The sequence below is a fragment of the Nocardia sp. NBC_01388 genome (assembly GCF_045040085.1).
Lineage (GTDB): Bacteria > Actinomycetota > Actinomycetes > Mycobacteriales > Mycobacteriaceae > Nocardia.
In genome coordinates this window covers 1156066-1175579 of the sequence record NZ_CP109553.1, presented here as the reverse complement: position 1 = coordinate 1175579, position 19514 = coordinate 1156066, and the positions used below count along the sequence as shown (strand labels likewise).

The 19514-nt window shown below is 65.5% G+C and carries 18 protein-coding genes; 9 read left to right on the top strand and 9 right to left on the bottom strand.

What is annotated here, in order from left to right; genetic code table 11:
* Positions 1 to 13: 13 nt before the first annotated feature.
* Positions 14 to 1411 (bottom strand): ABC1 kinase family protein, encoded by a 1398-nt coding sequence (locus OG716_RS05530; RefSeq protein ID WP_405136608.1) that lies wholly within the window; start codon positions 1409 to 1411, stop codon positions 14 to 16.
* Positions 1412 to 1599: 188 nt separating this feature from the next.
* Here OG716_RS05530 and OG716_RS05525 point away from each other — a divergent pair, with 188 nt between their 5' ends.
* The 6 genes from OG716_RS05525 (at position 1600) to OG716_RS05500 (ending at position 8730) form a co-directional block, all read left to right on the top strand.
* Positions 1600 to 2394, top strand: coding sequence for a methyltransferase domain-containing protein (locus OG716_RS05525; protein WP_405136607.1), 795 nt, complete (start codon positions 1600 to 1602; stop codon positions 2392 to 2394).
* A 130-nt stretch (positions 2395 to 2524) separates the two neighbouring features.
* Positions 2525 to 3109 carry a hypothetical protein gene (locus OG716_RS05520; RefSeq protein WP_405136606.1) on the top strand — a complete coding sequence of 195 codons (585 nt, stop codon included), beginning with the start codon at positions 2525 to 2527 and terminating at the stop codon, positions 3107 to 3109.
* 490 nt (positions 3110 to 3599) lie between these two features.
* On the top strand, positions 3600 to 4403 hold the full coding sequence (locus tag OG716_RS05515) for a hypothetical protein (protein ID WP_405136605.1): 804 nt from the start codon (positions 3600 to 3602) through the stop codon (positions 4401 to 4403).
* 46 nt (positions 4404 to 4449) lie between these two features.
* Entirely contained in the window at positions 4450 to 6042 is a 1593-nt protein-coding gene (locus OG716_RS05510) for a flavin-containing monooxygenase (protein ID WP_405136604.1), read from the top strand.
* A 74-nt stretch (positions 6043 to 6116) separates the two neighbouring features.
* Complete coding sequence (locus tag OG716_RS05505) at positions 6117 to 7721, top strand: flavin-containing monooxygenase (RefSeq protein WP_405136603.1); 1605 nt, start codon at positions 6117 to 6119, stop codon at positions 7719 to 7721.
* A gap of 103 nt (positions 7722 to 7824) precedes the next feature.
* Positions 7825 to 8730: an SDR family NAD(P)-dependent oxidoreductase gene (locus tag OG716_RS05500; protein WP_405136602.1), complete on the top strand. Its 906-nt coding sequence runs from the start codon at positions 7825 to 7827 to the stop codon at positions 8728 to 8730.
* 20 nt (positions 8731 to 8750) lie between these two features.
* On the opposite strand, the gene OG716_RS05495 is transcribed toward OG716_RS05500, so the two are convergent.
* The 5 genes from OG716_RS05495 to OG716_RS05475 form a co-directional block, all read right to left on the bottom strand.
* The gene (locus tag OG716_RS05495) at positions 8751 to 9404 is read right to left on the bottom strand and encodes a TetR/AcrR family transcriptional regulator (RefSeq protein WP_405136601.1); all 654 of its coding nucleotides are present in this window, start codon (positions 9402 to 9404) and stop codon (positions 8751 to 8753) included.
* A 103-nt stretch (positions 9405 to 9507) separates the two neighbouring features.
* Positions 9508 to 10875 carry an ABC1 kinase family protein gene (locus OG716_RS05490; RefSeq protein WP_405136600.1) on the bottom strand — a complete coding sequence of 456 codons (1368 nt, stop codon included), beginning with the start codon at positions 10873 to 10875 and terminating at the stop codon, positions 9508 to 9510.
* A 22-nt stretch (positions 10876 to 10897) separates the two neighbouring features.
* Complete coding sequence (locus OG716_RS05485; RefSeq protein WP_405136599.1) at positions 10898 to 11848, bottom strand: hypothetical protein; 951 nt, start codon at positions 11846 to 11848, stop codon at positions 10898 to 10900.
* Positions 11849 to 11854: 6 nt separating this feature from the next.
* On the bottom strand, positions 11855 to 12070 hold the full coding sequence (locus tag OG716_RS05480) for a hypothetical protein (RefSeq protein ID WP_405136598.1): 216 nt from the start codon (positions 12068 to 12070) through the stop codon (positions 11855 to 11857).
* 84 nt (positions 12071 to 12154) lie between these two features.
* Positions 12155 to 13213, bottom strand: coding sequence for an alpha/beta hydrolase (locus OG716_RS05475; RefSeq protein WP_405136597.1), 1059 nt, complete (start codon positions 13211 to 13213; stop codon positions 12155 to 12157).
* 142 nt (positions 13214 to 13355) lie between these two features.
* Here OG716_RS05475 and OG716_RS05470 point away from each other — a divergent pair, with 142 nt between their 5' ends.
* A complete protein-coding gene (locus tag OG716_RS05470; RefSeq protein WP_405136596.1) occupies positions 13356 to 14003 on the top strand; it encodes a TetR/AcrR family transcriptional regulator in 648 nt (215 codons plus the stop codon).
* 183 nt (positions 14004 to 14186) lie between these two features.
* On the opposite strand, the gene OG716_RS05465 is transcribed toward OG716_RS05470, so the two are convergent.
* From OG716_RS05465 to OG716_RS05455, 3 genes are read right to left on the bottom strand one after another with little or no spacing between them, the layout of a single operon-like run.
* A complete protein-coding gene (locus OG716_RS05465) occupies positions 14187 to 15728 on the bottom strand; it encodes a flavin-containing monooxygenase (RefSeq protein WP_405136595.1) in 1542 nt (513 codons plus the stop codon).
* Positions 15725 to 16603, bottom strand: coding sequence for an SDR family NAD(P)-dependent oxidoreductase (locus tag OG716_RS05460; RefSeq protein ID WP_405136594.1), 879 nt, complete (start codon positions 16601 to 16603; stop codon positions 15725 to 15727). The genes OG716_RS05465 and OG716_RS05460 overlap by 4 nt, the downstream gene beginning before the upstream one ends.
* On the bottom strand, positions 16600 to 17457 hold the full coding sequence (locus tag OG716_RS05455; protein WP_405136593.1) for an SDR family NAD(P)-dependent oxidoreductase: 858 nt from the start codon (positions 17455 to 17457) through the stop codon (positions 16600 to 16602). The genes OG716_RS05460 and OG716_RS05455 overlap by 4 nt, the downstream gene beginning before the upstream one ends.
* 191 nt (positions 17458 to 17648) lie before the next feature.
* Between OG716_RS05455 and OG716_RS05450 the strand changes: the two genes are divergently transcribed.
* Positions 17649 to 18707: an alpha/beta hydrolase gene (locus tag OG716_RS05450; protein WP_405139549.1), complete on the top strand. Its 1059-nt coding sequence runs from the start codon at positions 17649 to 17651 to the stop codon at positions 18705 to 18707.
* A complete protein-coding gene (locus OG716_RS05445) occupies positions 18704 to 19483 on the top strand; it encodes an NADPH-dependent F420 reductase (RefSeq protein WP_405136592.1) in 780 nt (259 codons plus the stop codon). The genes OG716_RS05450 and OG716_RS05445 overlap by 4 nt, the downstream gene beginning before the upstream one ends.
* Positions 19484 to 19514 lie beyond the last annotated feature (31 nt).

Genomic DNA, 19514 nt, shown 5'->3' with positions numbered 1-19514 from the left:
CTCCTCGGAGTCGTTAGAGTGCGGAACTGAATGCGGCGCCGCGGAATTCGGCGTCCGCCCGGCCCAGTTCGGTGTTCGGTGCGGCGCCGTCGAGCCATTCGCGCAGGATGTTGTTCCAGTCGCCGGTGGCATTGAACTGACCGAGGGTGGCCACGACCATGAGCATCATCCGCAGCACCACGGCCTGATCGGCCGGCATGGCCTGTTTGCGGGCCAGATCGAAATGTGCCGAGGCCGGATTGATGCTGACCAGCACCGCCTCGTTGATCGCATCGGGCGCGAGAGCGACGTCACCCGGGGTACTGGCCCACCAGAACAGTGTTTGAATGAAATCGTAGGCATCGGAAGGCGATACGCCATCCGCGTCGGCGATCACACCGACTCGGCACAATTGCGCATGGATAGCCTCGGGCGAGTCCGTCTGCACGGCGCGCATCAGGTCACACTGGCGATCAGCCTCGTCCTGCGTCAGGTGTTTGTAGACACCGAAATCCAAAAATGCCACCCGGCCGTCCGGCCCGACCAGAAAGTTGCCCGGATGCGGATCGGGCGAGAACTGCCGGTGCAGATAGAGACTGCCCATATGGAAGCGAAAGACGATCTCCGCCACTCGATTACGCTCCGCGACCGCTGCCCTGTCACGGATCTCCTCATAGCGCCGGCCTTCGAAGAATTCGGTGACCAGCACATGCGGCGTACACAGTTCGGTGAGCACCTCGGGCACGGTGATGAAGGGGTGACCGCGATACAGGCGCGCCACCCGGCGCTGATTCTGCGCCTCGACCGCATAGTCGAGTTCTTCCTCGATCCGTTCCCGCAATTCCGTCGACAGCGCGGACCAGTCGACATTGGGCGCGATCGCCTTGCCCGCCTTCAAGACCAGGGACAGGTTGCGCAGATCGGCGCGAATCGCCTTGTCGACGCCCGGATATTGCACCTTCACAGCCACGCTGCGCCCATCGAGAGTCCGGGCTCGATATACCTGCCCGATTGATGCTGCCGCCAAAGGGGTTTCGTCGAATTCGGCGAAGAACTTCGAAATCCGGCCCCCCAGATCGCTCTCGATGACCGTGCGCATCTTGCCGAAGGACACCGTCGGCGCGGAGTGCAGCAACTGCGACATCGCCCGCTGCATGTCCTCGCGGATCTCTTCCGGAAACAGCCCGATATCGACCAGCGCCATCATCTGGCCCAGCTTCATCGCCGCCCCGCGCATGGTCCCCAACCCCGCGATGATCGCCTTGGCGGCCTGGACCTGGCTCTTCTCCATTTTCGCAGTGCGATATTCGGTGCTGCGTCCCGCGACCGCGACCTTCGTCCCCACATGTCGCACGGCTTGACCGGCAACGACCCGTCCCAGCATCGCGGTGCGTACGACACGCGAGGTGGGCAGGTTCTTCTCTTCCGACATCCTTGTCCCCTTACTAGCTACGGCAGATACTAGTGTTATTTAGATAGTGATGCAATCTACAGTTAGACCACCTCCGACAGTCCTCCGGTGGTGTATGTGACCATTGCCATGCCAGTCCAAATATCAGTATTATCCCAAGAAAGTCACTATTTGTTCTGCACGGTGCAGACGAGGATGCGGAGACGGCAATGACGAAAAACCTGGACCAGCGAGAGGGTGCGCTCACCACCCGCCCGACTGCGGCGGATCGTGCTCGGGCACTGCTGGATCCAGCGCGTTGCCGCGAACTCACCACCCATGCCGCGGGCTACCTGGAAGCCGCCGAGATCGAGATTCCCGCCACCCAGGGCTTCGGCCAGCAACTCATGCGCACTCGCTTCTACGCCGGCATCTACCAGCTGGGCCGGCCGTTGGGCATGCGTGTGGCCAGCGCCCTGCAGGCGCCGGGACGCGATGCCGACCGCGCCCGTACGGCAGCGGCGCTGCGGCTGCAACCTGGACAGACGATTTTCGATATCGCCTGCGGCCCAGGCAATTTTACCGGCACATACGGTCAGGTCGTCGGCCCGGACGGACTGGCGATAGGCCTGGACGCCTCGCACCCGATGCTGACGCGGGCGGTCGCGGACAACTCCGGCCCGGCCGTGGCCTACCTCTCGGGCGACGCGGAAAACCTGCCGTTCCGCGATGGTGTCGCCGACGCGGTCAGTTGCCTCGCGGCGCTGTACCTGATCAACGAACCGTTCCGGGCCATCGAGGAAATGGCGCGCGTCCTCAAACCCGGCGGGCGGATCGTACTTCTCACCAGCCTCGCGCCCGGCGGCCGACGCGATCGGTTGCACGTCACGGCGATCGAAAAGCTCAGCACCATGCGCATGTTCGGTCGCGACGAGATCACCGACTTCCTGCGTGCACTGGGATTCGGCGAGATCGAACAGGTGACCGCGGGCCTGGCTCAGACCATCACCGCGACCAAAAGCTGATTTTCGTTGTGTACCGCTCCGGCGTGGATCGCAGCTCCTGCGCAGCCCCACATGACAGCATGCGGAATCGAACACGGTTCCATGTTGCCCGCCACCCGATATTTCCCATCCGGACAAGGACGACTCACCGATGAGTTCCGATTCACCCACCCCAGAAGCGGCCCCCGAGACCGCCACCGCGACCCCCGCCCGCCGCTCGGTGTCCTTCTCGGTCTCGACGATGGCATGGACCGGGGTCACCACAGCCCTGGGGCTGACAGCGATCACGCTCGCGGGATTCCTCGTTTCCGCACACAGCGAGATCTCCGCACGCGATGCCGCCGACGCCGATAACAAGCACGCCGAGCAGATCGCCACCGACTACGCGGTCGGCGCCGCAACGGTGAACTTCGCCGACTTCAATTCCTGGGTCGGCAAGCTCAAAGCCAATACGACTCCCGCCCTGGCGAACAAGTTCGACACCACCGCACCGAAACTGCAGGAGATCCTCACCCCACTGAAGTGGACCTCCACTGCCGCACCGATCACCGCGACGGTCGCCTCCGAATCGGGCGGACTCTACAAGGTGAACGTCTTCGTGAACGTGACCTCCAGCAATGCCCAGAACCCCGACGGCGCGCAGACCACCGTCACCTACAACGTCGCGGTCGATCGCAATTCCGACTGGAAGATCACCGACGTGGGCGGCATGGACGGCGCACTCCCGCTCAAGTGAGCGATTCCCGGTCGAGCCCGCACGGCCGGCCGGGCAATCCGCACACCCTCCCACGCGCACTTCGAGCAGATTCCAGAGCCCGGGGATTCGCGTTCATCAACCGAACGATCGACACATCCCGCCGCCCTCCGCGGAACGCCGCAGTCGACGCCTTAACCGTCGACGCCGCCCACCGTCCGCCGTCGCGAGGGTTGGCCTGCACTGCCGCGAGTCGACCAATCGATATCGGCGAGCAAGTGCCCCAAGAGAATTCGCTCCCACCGGACATCGGCCCTCCAAACGGGCTCGTGAAGTCGCGCATGCCCAGGCGATCGACACGGCGAGGCTCCCGGCCAGATCGTCGAGCTCTCCCGAGCCCACCTGCGCGCATCAAATCGCAGGCATCCGGCGAGCCATTGCAATAGTGATACTATCTGGATATGCTCCTTATCCAAGGTAGGTCGATATTGCTGTCGGCTTGCGACTGGGTAGCTCACAAGGAGATTCTTCAATGTCGAAGGTCTACGGCCGTCAGGATTCCCTCCTCGACACCGCACCGGCGCCATCACCGTCACCGCCGAGCCGACTCGACAGGCTCGCGCTCGCGCTGACCGAGTCCGCCACTATCCGAATCTGGTACGCGATGGTCGTTGCGGTCTGCGTGGCGATGATCGCGGCAACGCTCCTGGTGCTGGTGTATGTCATGCCGGAGGGCTCGGATATCGCAGGCACCGTGGCGTTCTACGCGAAATACAACACCCTCCTGCGCGTGGTGGCCGCCGGGCTCGCACTGATGTTCCTGCTCGGAACCATCTGGTCCGCGGCGTTCATCAGCACCCTGTGGGGCGCCGATACCAGCCCCAACCGGATCTACACCTGGGCTGCGATATTCAGCGAAATTCTCGTTCTCGGGCTGTTTTTCACCGAATCCGGAATCTTCGCCGGCACCGTGCTGCTTTCCGGAAACGCCCCCGATTCGGTCATCCATGCCCTGCACGTCACGGTGCTCGTCTCGGCCGCCCTGCTGGGACCGGTATGGGTTCCCTTCGCCTTGGCGGCCCTGTTGATTTCCCGGCGTACCGGTTTGTGCCCGCCGTGGTTCAACAGGCTCTGCGTCGTGGTGATCGTCATCGATCTCTGCACGCTCACAGGCGTTTTCACGCTGTCGGGTCCGCTCAATGGCGAAAACGGGCTCGTCGGCGCGTTCGCCGGCGTGCTGAGCCCGGTCGTGTGGGTCGGCGGCGCCATCGCCTGGGAGGTCGTCGAGTGGGCCCGCGTCCGATCGCTGCCACTGCACGCCCCGTCGACCAATTGACCTACCCACCCACAGGACCGGACCACGCTCAGGAAGGCAGAACGTTATGACCGAGGGCATTCGACACCCGCAATTCGAGGTCGCCGTGATCGGCGCCGGACCCGGCGGCATCGCGGCCGCGGCGAAACTCCGGATGGCCGGGATAGACGACATCATCGTTCTCGAACGCGCCGACGATGTCGGCGGCAGCTGGCACGAGAACCACTATCCCGGGATCAGTGTCGACGTACCGTCGACGACCTATCAGTACTCCTTCGCGCGCAATCCCAATTGGTCGCGCTTCTTCGCGCCCGGGGCCGAAGTCAAGAAGTACCACGCCGAGGTGGCGCGCAAGTTCGGCCTGTACGAGCTCACCCGTTTCGAGACCAATGTCGAGCGCGAGGTCTGGGACGACGAAAACTGCTGCTGGACACTGCATCTGAATGATGGTTCGACGGTGACCGCCCGTTTCGTGATCAGTGCCATCGGCTCGTTCGTGCGCCCGAAGGAGGATGTCGGCATCGCGGGCGCCAAATCGTTCCGGGGCAAGGTCCAGCGCCCTTCCTCCTGGGACGAGGAGTACGACATGTCGGGCAAGGCCGTCGGCATCATCGGCACCGGAGCCAGTGCGGTACAGATCGTTCCGGCCATCGCCCCCGAGGTCGGCAGCCTCACGGTGTTTCAGCGCACCCCGGTCTGGTCGGTGCCGAAGCCGGACTTCGTGGTGCCCAAGGCGATGAAGTTCGCGCTCGGGGTTCCCGGCGTATCGGCCACCATAAACGGCGCCGCCTTCGTCGCGGTCGACGTGCTGCTGCGGTTTGTCAGTAAGACCCCGATCGGGACTTTCCGCCCGATCGCCGACAAATTCGACGCCTGGATGATCGCCGGGTACGGCCGATACGTGCGATGGGTGGTCAAGGATCCCGCCACCGCCGCCAAGCTGAGCCCGCAATTCGGCCTGCTCGCCAAGCGTCCGACCATGTCCACGGGATACCTGCCCGCCTTCAACCGCGACAATGTCTCGCTGATCACCGACCCGATCGAGAAGATCACCCCGACCGGGATCAAAACCCGCGACGGTGTGCTGCACAAGCTCGATGTGCTGATCCTGGCCACCGGGTACGAGGTGTTCTCCGATCCGGAGACCTACCGCGTGGGCACGGTGGTGGGCCGCGACGGATTCGACCTGGCCGAGTTCTACAACAAGGAGGGCCTGCAGGCCTACCAGAGCGTCTCGGTGCCCGGCCTGCCCAACCGCTGGACGCTCGTGGGGCCGTACTCGTGGAGTGGCACGAGTTGGCACGCCTTCGTCGAGATGACCTCCGATCACGCCGTGCGCGCCATCACCGAGACGCGCCGGCGCAGCGCGGCCACCTGCGAGGTCCGCAAGGAAGTTGCCGACGAGTACCACCGCACTGTGCACAAGAAGGCCGAGGGCGTGCGCTACTACCTCACCGAACTCAACGGGCACGTACCCACCTACTACCGGAACTCACAGGGCGACAGCACTTACATCCGGCCCGCCGGCTTCTTCGAGGCGCGAAAGCAGACGCTCCAATTCCCGCTCGACGACTACCGGTACGAACCCGCGCCGGCAGCCGAATCCGGCAAACCCGCAACACCTTCGAACAATTCGGTGCCCACTCCGGTCGCCCCGTAGCGCGCCGCGAACCTCACATCTGTTCACCGCCGGGTCACCCCGCGCCGAGTGATATCAAGAACGGAGCAACAACATTGAGTACGAACACCGTGGACAAGACCGCACCCGAGTCGCTACCCGAATTCGAGGCCGTGATCATCGGCGCCGGTGTGGGTGGCATCGCGGCCGGTTGCCAGCTGCATCGCGCCGGGATCGACAATTTTGTGATCCTCGACCGCCGCGCCGACTTCAGCGGAACCTGGATCGCGAACACGTATCCCGGTGTCGCACTGGATGTGCCGTCCACCTCCTACGAATTCACCTTCGCACCGAACCAGTGGTCGCGGGTCTTCGCCGAGGGCTCGGAGGTGCGTGAGTACTGCCAGCGCGTTGCGCGCGAGCACGGCCTCTACGAGCGGGCACGCTTCGGCGTCTCGGTCGAACGCGAAGTGTGGGACGACGAAAAGGGCTATTGGACAGTGCATCTCGCCGGAGGCGAGATTGTCACCGCCCGGTACGTGCTGAGCGCTACGGGCTTCTTCCTCGAGCCGCGCTCGAACGCGGGCATCCCCGATGTGGACAAGTTCACCGGAAAGCTCATGCTTTCCGCGGGCTGGGATCACTCCTACGACTACCAGGGCAAGCGGGTCGCCGTCATCGGCACCGGCGCCAGCTCGATGCAGATCGTGCCGTCGATCGCGGCCGAGGTGGGCGACCTGGACGTCTACCAGCGCACCGCGACCTGGTGTTTCCCCAAGCCGGACTTCGCATTCGGCACGATCGGCCGCCGGCTCATGCGGTCCCAGCGGTTCCACACCATCGCCTATATGGCCAACTGGTACGCCTACCAGGCTGTCGTCGTGGGCGCGGAGAAACTGCCCAAGCGCGCCTCGCTGGCGCTCATCGAGGGTATGGAAACCGCGCTGCGCGCCGCCTACCGCCTCTACCTGCGGGCCCTGGTCACCGACCGCGCCGCGCGCCGCGCGCTGGTGCCGCGCCACGGAGTGATGGCCAATATGCCGACCTTCGGGCGTGGATTCCTGCAGGCATTCAGCCGCAGCAACGGACATCTGGTGACCACGCCGATCGAGCGCTTCACCGAGAACGGCATCCGCACCACCGACGGTGTCGAGCACCGCTACGACATGATCGTGCTGGCCACCGGCTTCAATCCCGCGTCCGAACCCGAATCGTTCCCGCTCGGAACGGTACTGGGCCGCGACGGCTTCGACCTGGGTGAGTTCTATCGCGCCAACGGCATGCAGGCCTACGCCGGTGTCACCGTTCCCAAGATGCCCAACCGCTGGTTCCTGTACGGCCCCTACGGCTGGAACGGCGTCACCTGGGTGAGCATGATGGAGAACTCGGCCCTGCACATTGCCCGCGTGATCGCCGCCGCCAAGGCGAACGAGGCCGAGGTCGTGGAGGTCACGCCCGCAGCGCACGATGCGTGGCACCACACCATGACCAGCAATCCGTTCACTCGGGTGGCCCAGGAGTATCTGGTCGAACGCCAGGTCAAGCGACACAACGTGCACAGCTACTTCTCCAACAGCCGGGGCGAGGCCCCGATCCTGCGGCCCTCGCTCGGATTCCGCGACTCGCTGTGGAACCACAGCGAAAGTTTCGACCCCGCAGCGGATTACACCTTCCGCACCGCCGTCCCGGCGCAGCAGCGGGAAAGCACCGACGCGGCATGACAATCCGGGCCGCACAGAGGCCCGGGAGTGGTGATCGCCGTACGCCGCGGCACGGAAAACCGTGCCGCGGCACAGGAATACAGTCGATTGATTCGGAGTAATGATGAGAATTCCCTTTATCGGCCCGGTGGCCCGCCAACGGGGGCGGATCGTGCTGGTGACCGGTGCCGGCAGCGGTATCGGCCGGGCGATCTGCCTGCGGCAAGCCGCCGCGGGCGACATCGTGATCGCGACGGACGTCGATCTGGCGGCGGCCGAGGAGACCGTCCGGCTCGCGCAGGGCTCGTGCCACGCCCTGACCCTGGACGTGCGTGAGCCGGAGCACTGGCAGCGGGTGCTCGACGAGGTCGTGATCCGGTTCGGTGTGCCCACCGTCCTGATCAACAATGCGGGCATCGCCCTGGGCGGTGCGTTCATGGACCAGTCCATCGGGGACTGGGAGAAGATCATGTCGATCAACGTGTACGGGGTCATACACGGCTGCAAGATCGTCGGCGCCAAGATGGTGGAGAGCGGGCGCCCCGGCCATATCGTGGTGATCGCCTCGGGGGCCGCGTGGACGCCGAACCGCGTCGCACCGTCCTACTCGACCTCCAAGGCCGCGGCGTTGATGATCGCCGAATCACTGCGAACAGAGCTGGCGCCCAAGAACATCGGCGTCAGCGCGGTATGCCCCGGCGTCACCAGGACGCACTTGGCGACGAACGCCATGCTGATCACCACCGATGCCGCTGCGACCGAACAGGTGCGGTCACAGTTCGCCGAGGCGCAATCGCGCTACAGCTTCGCCACACCCGATATGGTCGCGGGCGCGGTGCAGCTCGCTATCCGGTTCAATCTCGCCATCGTGCCGGTGAACTTCGATGCGTCGCTGGCCTGGATAGTGCACCGGCTCTCACCCGGCTTGATGCGCCTGATCTGCTCGATCCCCACCATGAGCAGGGCCGAGAGCGCTGCCAGGGTGGCCGCCGAACGTGTCCCGACGAGTGTCGCCTTTCATCGCGACTAGTGTCCGCAGGTCCCGAGGTGTCAGGCTCGCGCGGGCGCCTCGGACTCGCCGATGGACTCACCCAGCCGTCGCAACCAGAATTCGACCGTCGCGATGAGGATTCCGGTGGAACGATCCTTGGTGGACAACTCGGTGACATGACCGACGGCAAGTCCGACCGCCGTCCCCAGCACGCCGTAGACCGCGTCTTCGAGCACCTCCGGGCTGTAGGTCGTGCCTTCGGGCAGATGATCGAGCAGCAGCACCCGCCCGGTCTCCACGAAACGTTCGGACGCCTCGACCGCGGCAGCGCGCTGATCGCGGTCACGCACCACGCTGATGCCGTATTCGGCGGCCAGGATCAGAGCCGCGTTCTCGGTCATGAGCTGTGTTTCCCACCAGTTCGCGATGGCCGCGAGCCGCTGTTCGAGTGAGCCGTCGGTGCTCGCGATCGCGGTCGCCAGGCGGGAGAGTTTCTTACTGCCCCAGCCGCGCAGCACCTCCAGGCAGAGGTCTTCCTTGCGGTCGAAGTTGCTGTAGACCGCACCGATCGTCCGGCCGGCCTCCGCCGCGATCGCGGCCAGGGAGGTCGCGTGGTACCCATCGGCATAGAACAGCCGCTCGGCGGCTTCGATGAGTTCTTCCCGCGTCAGCGCCTGGCTTTCGGCCCGGGTCAGCACCTTACGAGCGGCCACTGGTTCCTCCGTTGTCGAATACTGTCGAGCAAATGCGGAACGTACCGGCATCGGCAATTCCACGTACTGACATTATCCAGATTTAGGCAAATGACCAAAGCCGCTACGCCGATGCGCGCTCGGCGAGTACTCGCCCGATCTCGGTGACCGGCGGATCGCCGTAGAGCCATTCCCGTGCGATGCGGTGCCAGTTACCGGTGACCACGAGTCGTCCGAGTACGCCGAAGGTCATGAAATCAGCGCGGCGCGAGAACACGTGCTCCGGCGGCAGCAGCTGATGACGCATGGCACTGAACTCGGTCGCGCGCGGATCGATGGCCGATATCAGTGCGCCAGTGGCCAGTTCGGAGGTGATCGTGACCTCCTCATCGGCGAGATTCCAGGCCGACGCCGACCAGATGTATTCCAGGCATTCGGCGGGCTCCACCTCGGCCGCAGGATCGATGATGCCGCGCGCGGCCAGCAGCGCGTACAGATCTTCCGCACGCCGTTCACTCGCCGCGCGCGCGACCTGGCGCTCGAATTCGATATCGGCGGCATCCATCCGGTTGTAGAGCCCGAAGTCGATGAACCCGACTCGCCCGTCGGAAGCCAGCAGGATATTGCCGGGATGCGGGTCCCCGCAGAACTCGCCGCGTTCGAACAGCGAACCGAGATAGAAGCGGTAGATCAGCTCGCCGATGCGGTTGCGCTCGGCGTCGGGGAGAGTCTTCATGTGGGAGAACGGCTTCGAATCCAGGTACTCGGTCACCAGGATCCGATCACGGCAGAGCTCGAGCACGCTGTCCGGGACCACGATGAACGGATGCCCGCGGTATTGCTCGGCGACCTGATGCTGGATGCGCGCCTCCTGCCGGTAGTCGAGTTCGGATTCGAGGTTCTTGCGGACCTCCTCGATCACCGCTCCCCCACTGAGCGCCGGCCACATCGACGTCCACAGCTTCGCGAACAGCGCCAGATTGCGCAGATCGGATTTGATCGCCTTCTCGACCCCCGGATACTGCACCTTGACCGCGACCTCCCGGCCGTCCTTCAGGACGGCGCGATACACCTGCCCGATCGAGGCCGCGGCGATCGGCTCCTCGTCGAATTCCCGGAATACCGTTGACAGCGAACCGTATTCGGCCTCGAGCTGACCGCGCATGGTCGAGAACGGCAGTGCTTCGACGTGATCCTGCAGGGCCGCCAGCTTGGTGCGAAAGCGCTCCCGATGCGACTCGGGAACCAGTTCCAGGTCGAGGACCGAGAGCATCTGGCCCAGCTTCATGGCCGCGCCCTTCATGGCCCCGAGCACATCCACGAGTTGCTCGGCGGCATCGAGGGTGGAGCGCTGTGCCAGGACCTCCCGGGCCCGCTCGGAACGGCCGATCATCGACAGGCGGGCGGTCGCACCCCGGGCGGCCTGTCCGGCCGCCAGCATGCCGAGTTTGCGCCCCCGCGCGACTCGGCCCTTCGGAATGCGGTTGGCCATGCTGCTCTCCCCTGTTGTTGCGCTAACCGGTAGCCGATTCCGGCAATGCCATCGCGGCGGCCAGCCTGCGCCAGGCGACCTGCCGTGGTTCGGTGGTCGCGACCTGCTCGAAGGCTACGGTATCGGACAGCTGCCCGGTGGCCACGAGCGCTCGCACCGCAGTGTCGGAGAAGTACCCCAGCACGTCGAGCAGTTCCGCGGTCGCACCGACGTCCACGATCAGCGCGCAGATGCGTGAAAGTTCTTCCTCACCACGGGATTCGAACAGCGCGTTACTCAGCGGGCCCGCGAACTCTGCCTCGATGCGGCCCAGCAGCGACAGCAGTGCCATCAGCGTTTCCCCGTCGCCGGCCACGGCAGTGTCTATCAACCGTCGCCGCCGTTCGAGTCCGGCCACCCGCAGAATTTTGTTCAGAACCTCGGTGCGCGCCACCATCGCTCCGGTGCGGATGATCGCCGCATCGTCCTGTACGTGGCGTTCGAACTCCCGGATGAGTTCATCGGTGGCGTGTTCGACGAATCGCGCCGCGGTCAGGTAGTCACGGCGGCGCAGCAGCTCATCCGCCGCTGGAACCAGCAGGGTGAAGGGCAGTTTCGGCGCGAAGAACGGAATCACCCGCGGGTCGACATAGGGCGCGGCATCGGCCAGATAGACCGGGGTCAGGCGCCTGATCAAGCTCGCGGCGCGATGCTGGTGATCCATACCGATCGCGCCACCGGCCCGCCCGGCCACCTCGGGTGGCACCGCGTTGACTGCCACGGTCGCGGCCAGCGCGTCCGGAACGAGCGGGGCGAGCTTGCTGACCCGTGCGAACACCGATGCCAGCGAGTCGAACAGCTCTGCGGACAGTGCCTTGCGCAGCTCATCCAACGCCGGTGCGCCGAGTCGCTCGAGGCTGCGCAACTGCTCGGATTCGACATCGAGCAACTGCGCCAGCATCGTGATCTGCGCACGGGTTACCAAGTCGGCCATGTCATCTCACTTTCCGAACAGGATCGAGCGGGCGGGAATCCGCACGAAACGCGGCAGCACCTTCAGGGCCTCGTCGATCGAGGTGTCGAGACTGCGGCGCTGGGCGGCCTGGGCTCGCCGCAGCAGGCCCAGCAGCTGCTCCGATTCCTCCGGCGTCAGGCTCTCCACCACATCACCGGACTTCCCCAGCGCGGCGCGCAGCGCTGTTCGATGGTCGGCCATCGGCACATCCCCTTCGTGATGAGGCCCTGTCGCGGGCCTGACGAATCGCTGTACTGCACAGCGGTTTTCGATACGACGCTCGAGTCAGGCCGGCGTCTTCTGTGACCATGCCGCCGGTGCGGCGACCAGCGCGCCGGCCAGCGCCTCGCGCATGTACATGCCGATCTCCGCTATCGCCTCACGCGCATCGGGAAGCACATCGGCGGCGACCTGGAACACGTGCACGGCGTCCTCCCAGATCTGCAGCTTGAGCGGAACCCCGGCTTCGGCATGGCGCTGGGCCAGCAGTTCGACGTCGGCCAGCAGCACCTCGCCGGAGCCGACCTGAATCAATGCCGGTGGCATACCGGCGAAGTCGTGATTGACCGGGGACCAGCGCGGATCGAGCCGTCCGTCCACGGCGATGCCCCACGCGGCCGGCATGGCAAATACGGCCCCGCGCAGCATGGCCTCGGTGTGATCGTTGGGATGCTGCTGTTTGCCGGTAGCGTCGTAGTCGGCCCAGGGCGCGATCGCCACGATCGCGGACGGCATGGGCAGACCGCGGTCCCGCGCGGCCAGCGCCAGCGAGAACGCCAGTCCCCCACCGGCAGAGTCCCCGGCAACGATGATGCGCTCGGCCGGGACGCCCTGATCCAGCAGGTGCCGGTACGCGATGACACAATCCTCGACAGTGTCGGTGACGTGGGCCGCGGGGATCTGGCGGTAGTCGACGTTGAGCAAGGGCACCCCCGCCGCGGCGGCGATACGGGCGACCAGGCGCCGATGGGTATTGAGCCCGCACGAGACCAGACCCCCACCGTGCAGGTAGAGGATCGCGGCCGGTTCCCGCATCCCGGCAAGATCCTGCACGCCGCGCGGTACCACCCATTCGGCTCGGAAATCCTCGAACCGGACCGGCGTCAGCCGGGTGCCGCGCGGCGGGCGCAGCGGGGCGGCCAGCAGGTCGAAATGGGTCGTCACGAAGAGCATCTGAGCGGGGGTGAGCCAGCCGCGCTCGTCGACCCGGACGCTCAGTTCGAAGAATCGGCGCAGCGTGGCGTAGGACAGTGCGTGCACGGCGCGCTGCCGGCGGCTCGCCCGGCGCGGTAGTTCGGCCATGACGGTCGTTCCGGGTACGGCGATCGCGTCATTGCTGATCATCCGAAGCTCCTCACATCTAAATCAGTATCAGAATACTGCCGCTATTCACATAGTAGTATTATCCCAAAAAGGACCGCCGTCAACAGAGGCGGCAACGAACGGGTGAGCTACGGGTCGCACCGCACAGGGAGGTCGAGAGATCGTGGCAAGTCGAAAAGTATTGACTCGAGCCGAAAGCCAGGCCCAAACCCGAGAAGATCTGCTCGACGCCGCCGAGCGGCTGTTCTTCGCCCAGGGTTGTCACGCCACGTCGATCACGACGATCGCCACCGAGGCCGGACGCACCATCGGCGCGCTGTACAGCAACTTCGACAACAAGGAGGCGCTGTGCCTGGAAGTGATCCAGCGCGCGCTGTCCAGAGAACTCGGGAAGCTGACGCCCGCGCTCATGGCGGCCCCGGAGGGCGATCAGGAGCGGCTGGCCGTCCTCGCGAACTGGTGGGCGCGCTCGTCCACCAATACCGAACTGCTCACCCTCGGCGCGGAGTATCTGACCACCATCTTCCGGCACGGCGAGCAACGCGAGACCGCGGCGCCGACCCTCGAACGGGTCATCGCATCGGGCCGAGTCCTGCTGGAGGAATTCATTCCGGCGGATATTCCGCAATCCGGGGCGCGCGTGGACGGCGCTGTGCGCGCGATCGCGGCCACCGGCGCGGGGCTGTCCATCGGTAGCGCGTCGGGCATCATCACCGCGGAAGAGTCGGCGCAGTTGCTCAGCGACACCATCACGCTGTGGATTCAACGACTCCGCGATTCCGTCGCACCCAGCGAGCATTCCGCGCCGTAATCAGGCTCTCACCGGCGCAGGAATGACGCGTGGCCCGAGGGACCTGAACCCGACGCTGACCGCGCAATTTCATCCCCACATACGGCGAATCACCGGCATCCGCGATGCCGGTGATTCACTCTTGTCGATCAATCTCCCCTGCTCACCACCCGCCAGCGGATACCGGGTCGCATCAGGTGTCCCTCACACCGATTCGAGTGTGCGATCTCCCGTCTCGGCGGCCACCATACTGCGAGCGTATCGATAGTCATCGAACGGGAAATGCTTGTTGCCCCACCACATTTCGAGGTGAGTACTGGGGCGGATCGCCGCCGCGTCACCCTGATAGTTCACGTAGTAGGTATTGGATCCCTCGCACGCCGGTGAGAGCCACAGCGACTTCTCCGACCGCTCCCGGTACTTGGCGTAGTACGCATCGTGCGGCGCCTGCTTGATCTCGATCCGGGTCGCGCCGCGGCGGCGGGATTCGGCGATCGCACGGGCGGCGTGGCGGCTCGTGCATTCGATCATCGCGAGGTAGCTGCCCGCGGCGAAACCGTACGGGCCGGTGATCAAGAAGGAGTTCGGGAACCCCGGCACCGAAACACCCTGATACGCCTGGAATTTGTGCTCGTCCCAGAACTCGTTCAGGTCCGCGCCGCCGACGCCGCGGGTCGGGAACGGCGGGGTCGTGCCCTTGCCCATGACCTTGAATCCCGTGGCGCACACCAGCACATCGATCTCGTGCTCGGTGCCGTCCTCGGTCATCACGCCGTTCTCGGTGATCTTGGCGATCGGCGTGGTCACCAGCTGCACATTCGGCTGGGTGAAGGTCTTCAGGTAGCGGTTGGACACCGAGGGGCGCTTACATCCCGGCGCATAGTGCGGGGTCAACTGTTCGGCCAGTTCGGGTTCCCCCCGCAGCCACACCTTGTACCCGGCTGCGCCGCCGCGCTCGAGCGCCTTGGCCAAGAACGGTATCCGCTCGTGGAACACACCGATGCCGGTGAGGCCGAAGTCGATGCCGACCGTTACGGCCGCCCGCACGGTACGGCGCAGTACAGGCACATTCAACAGCGCATCGCGGACGATCGCCGGAATCGGGAAGTCCGGCTTGGGCGCGACCCAGATGGGCGTGCGCTGAAAGACCGTCAGCTGCTCCGCGATATCGGCCATTTCCGGAATCAGTTGCAGTGCAGTGGCACCCGTGCCGATGACCGCGATCCGCTGACCCGAGTAGTCGAAGTCATGATCCCAGCGCGAGGTGTGCACCACCTTGCCGCCGTAGTTGTCGAAGCCGGGGATGTCAGGCAGCGCCGGCACCTCGAGCGCACCGATCGCGCCGATGATGTAGCGCGCCACCAAGGTTTCGCCGCCCACCAGCGCCACTCGCCAGACATTGTGCCGCTCATCCCAATCAGCCGAGAGGATGGTGGTGTTCAATCGTATTCTCGAGCGCAGGTCGAAGGAATCCACCACCTGCTCGGCATACTGCTGCACCTCCGCGCCCGGGGCGAACATGCGCGACCATTTCTTGGGCGGCTCGTAGGAGAAGCTGTAGTAGATCGACGGAATATCCACGGCCACACCGGGATAGGTGTTCGCCCACCAGGTGCCGCCGATTCCGGCGTTCTTGTCGACGATCAGGAAATCCTCGATACCGGCCTTGCGGAGTTGAACCGCGGCGCCGATACCTCCGAAACCCGCGCCGATCACGAGGACTTCGTAATCGAGTTGAACCGTCACGACAGGACCTTGCCTTTCGAGAGCCGATCGAGCAGCGGTTTGCCGACGGCGAGTAGTTGCTCGGCCCGTTCGAACGACAGCACCGAGGGCAGGACCCGGGCCAGTGTCGGCGAGAGCCGGATCAGCCCGTAGATGAACCAGGCTTCGGGATTGACCGGCACGATCGCCCAGTTGTGGCGCACCGAGCGTTCGATCACGCGGGCGACCTTGTCGGGTCCGGCGTAGGCGAGACCGGTCTGCGCGGCGTCGACCTGCACGCGCCACGCGCGCTGCTCTTCCTCGCTCAAGCCGTTGCGCTCACCATGTGCGAGCAGATTGGTGCGGATCACGCCCGGGCAGATGGCCGTCACGCCGATACCGTGCGCACGCAGTTCCACACGCAGCGATTGTGTGGCCATCAGGACCGCCGCTTTCGCGACGCCATAGGCGGGTTCGAGTTCCGAGGGCATGAAGGCAGCGCCGGAGGAGATATTGACGATGTGCCCGCGCACGCCGGCGTCGATCATCTGGCGGGCGAAGACCCGGGAGCCATAGACCACGCTCATCAGGTCGATATCGACCACGCGCTGCCACTGCGCCACAGAGGTGGCGACAAAACCACCGAGGTCCATGATCCCGGCATTGTTGACCAGCACATCCACACTGCCGAACTCGGTGCCGATCCAGCCGCCGAACTTCTCCCACTCCTGTTCGCTGCGCACATCGAGGTGGTAGGCGATCGCCTCGCCACCGTCGGCCTTGATCTCTTCGACGGCCGATTCCGCTGCCGCGTCATCGATATCAGCGATGACGACACGATGGTCCTTGCGTGCGAAGAGTTTCGCGGTCTCACGGCCGATTCCCGCGCCCGCGCCGGTAATGATGGCGGTCTTCATCGTGCACCTCCCAGGGCCTTGCCGGTGATCTCGATCGCCTTGTCCACCAAAGGCATGCGCACAACTCCGCTCACTCCGCGCACCGTGGCGGGTGAAAGCCTGCTGACGTACCACAGCAGCCAGGCCTCGGCACCGACGGGAACCGTCGAAAGGTTCCATCGCACGGCACGTTCGATCGCCGCCGCGACCCGTTCCGGGGAACGGAACATCCAGCGCTGACCTGCGGCCAGGCTGTCGGCCCAGGCATTGCTGCCGGAATCGTCGAAGCCGCCCCGGGTTCCGTTCGCCGCCAGGCTGGTTCGGATCACTCCGGGGCAGATGGCACTCACGCCGATCTTCCGGCTGCCGAATTCGGCTCGCAATGCCTGCGAGGCGAACCAGACCCCCGCCTTCGCCGTCACATACGAGGGCGCGACACCGGTGGGCAGGAACGCTCCCGCCGAGGCCACGTTGACGATATGCCCGCGCTTACCGGCATCGGCCATGCGCTGCACAAAGATTCGCGACCCGAAGATCGGGCTCATCATGTTGACCTGAATCATGCGCCGCCAGTCGTCGCCGGACTGCTCCAGGAAGCCACCGCCGATGAGGATGCCCGCATTGTTCACCAGCACATCCGGGACGCCGAACTCGCCGCAGACCCACGCCGCGAAGTGCTCCCAATCGTCGGGGTCCGCGACGTCCAGGCGGCGGAATACGGCCTTGCCCCCGGCGGCGCGGATCAGATCCACAGTCTCATTCCCGGTCGTGTCGTTGATATCAGACACGATCACGGTGGAACCGCGGCGCGCGAACCGCTGTGCGGTGGCGCGCCCGATCCCGCTGCCGGCGCCGGTCACTACGGTCACGTCCACGCGAACCGCCCGGCACGAGTGCTGGCTCTGTACAGATCGGCCATCGTCGACTCCCTTGTCGCTTCCTTGGGCTAGTACTTTCAGATAGTAGCGTTACGCGGATATTGCTGCAATCCTAGTCCTAGGAGTATTTAAGATTCGGGAAATTTTCTGGAGGACATATGGCCACGCGCTACAGCAGTGGGCACACGATGATCACGACGGAGACGACTCCGGACAACAGCACCGTCCGTGTCGAACTGGTCAATCGTGCGAGCGTGCGGATGCGGGTCGCGCATTCGGTGCTGAAGGCCACGGTCCGCCCCTTCGTCGACTGGTACTTCGGAATAGCAGAGAGTGGGCCGCTGCGTGGAGCCCGCGCGTTCCGGGTGGCGAATTTCGCCGATGTCCTTGCCGCGCCGTTGGTTCCACCGCGCGGAACGCTGCGCCGACCGGTCTCCTTCGATCAGTTCCGCGCCGAATGGCTGTGGCACCGCGACGATCCGGGCCCGGACGCGGTCGAGCGCGGCGCGATCCTGTACTTCCACGGCGGCGCGTTCGTCGCGGGCGGGCTCAACAGCCACCGGCGGCTCGTCGCGCGCATCGCCCGCGCCAGCGGCGTCGCGCTGCTGAATGTGGACTACACCCAGCTTCCCAAGGGCCACCTGCTCGACAGCATCGACGACGCGGTCGCCGCGTACGAACATCTGCTCGCGCGCGGGTTCACCCCGCCGCGGATCGTGTTCGCGGGCGATTCCGCCGGTGGCGGACTGGCTTTCGCCGCCGCCCTCGCCGTCCGCGATCGCGGTCTCCCGATGCCGGCCGCGATCGCCGCCATCGCGCCCTACGCCGACTTCGACTCCACCACGCGCAGTGCGCATCCCAACAATGAGACCGATGCCGTGCTCTCGGCGTACGGCTTGTCGGTGCCGCCCACGGTCGGCTTCGCCCGCGACGGCGACATCGATCCACGATGGTCGCCGGTGAACCGCGATTTCACCGGCATGCCCGCGGCCTTGATCCAGGTCGGCAACACCGAGGTGCTTCTGGCCGATACCGAGCTGCTCGCCTCCCGGCACCTGGAGGCGAATGTGCCACTCACCGTGCAGATCTGGGACAACGCCATCCACGTATTCCAGGCCGGCGCGGACCTGCTGCCCGAGGCGCGCACCGCGATCGCCGAGATCGGCGCCTTCGTGCGGCGTGCGCTCGATGACGCAAGCCTGGACATGACCGCACCGCCGAGCGTTCCCGAGGGAGCGCCCTCATGACGCGCACCATCGGCGTCATCGGCGCGGGCATGCTCGGCGGCACTCTTGCGAGGAAGCTGTTCGAGGCCGGATACAAAGTGCGCGTTGCCAACTCGGGACCTCCCGAAACCCTGAGCAGAATATTCAAGCCCTACCCGCGCATCGTCCCGGTGCGCAGCGAGGAAGCCGCGAGCGAAGCCGACCTCGTCATTCTCTGCGTCCCATACCGTGCGATTCCCGAGCTGGCCGCCACGGCGTTCGCCGCAGACGACGGACCGCCGGTGATCGACGCCGGCAACTATCGACCCCGCCGAGACGGGCCGCTCCCGGGGATCAAACCCGGCGGGATCGACAGCATCTGGGTACAACACGAGCTCGGCCGCACGGTATACAAGGCGTTCAACACCATTCACCCGTTCCCGCTCGAGCGCGGCGGGCGCACTGCCGGTCGCTCGGGACGGATCGCATTGCCGGTGTCCGGATCGCCCGGTGCGCAGAAGCGCGAACTCCTGTGGCTCGTGGAGCAGCTCGGCTTCTCCGCCGTCGACGCGGGCGAGCTGCACGACTCCTGGCGTCAGCAACCCGGACGGCCCGCCTACCTGGCCGATTTCGACGCGGCCGGGCTGCGGCGCGCATTGGCTCAGGCGACGCTGGAGCGCCGCCCCGTGCTCGAACCACGCACCCACACCGAACTCGACGAACTCGCCCGGCGGTGGTCTCCGTCGCATCGCCTCTACGACGCCGCGCACGCGGCGTTACCGGCGCCGGCCGTCTCACTGAAGCAATTGCATGCCTAGAAGTGCTGGGCCGCAGCCACAACCGTGCGTC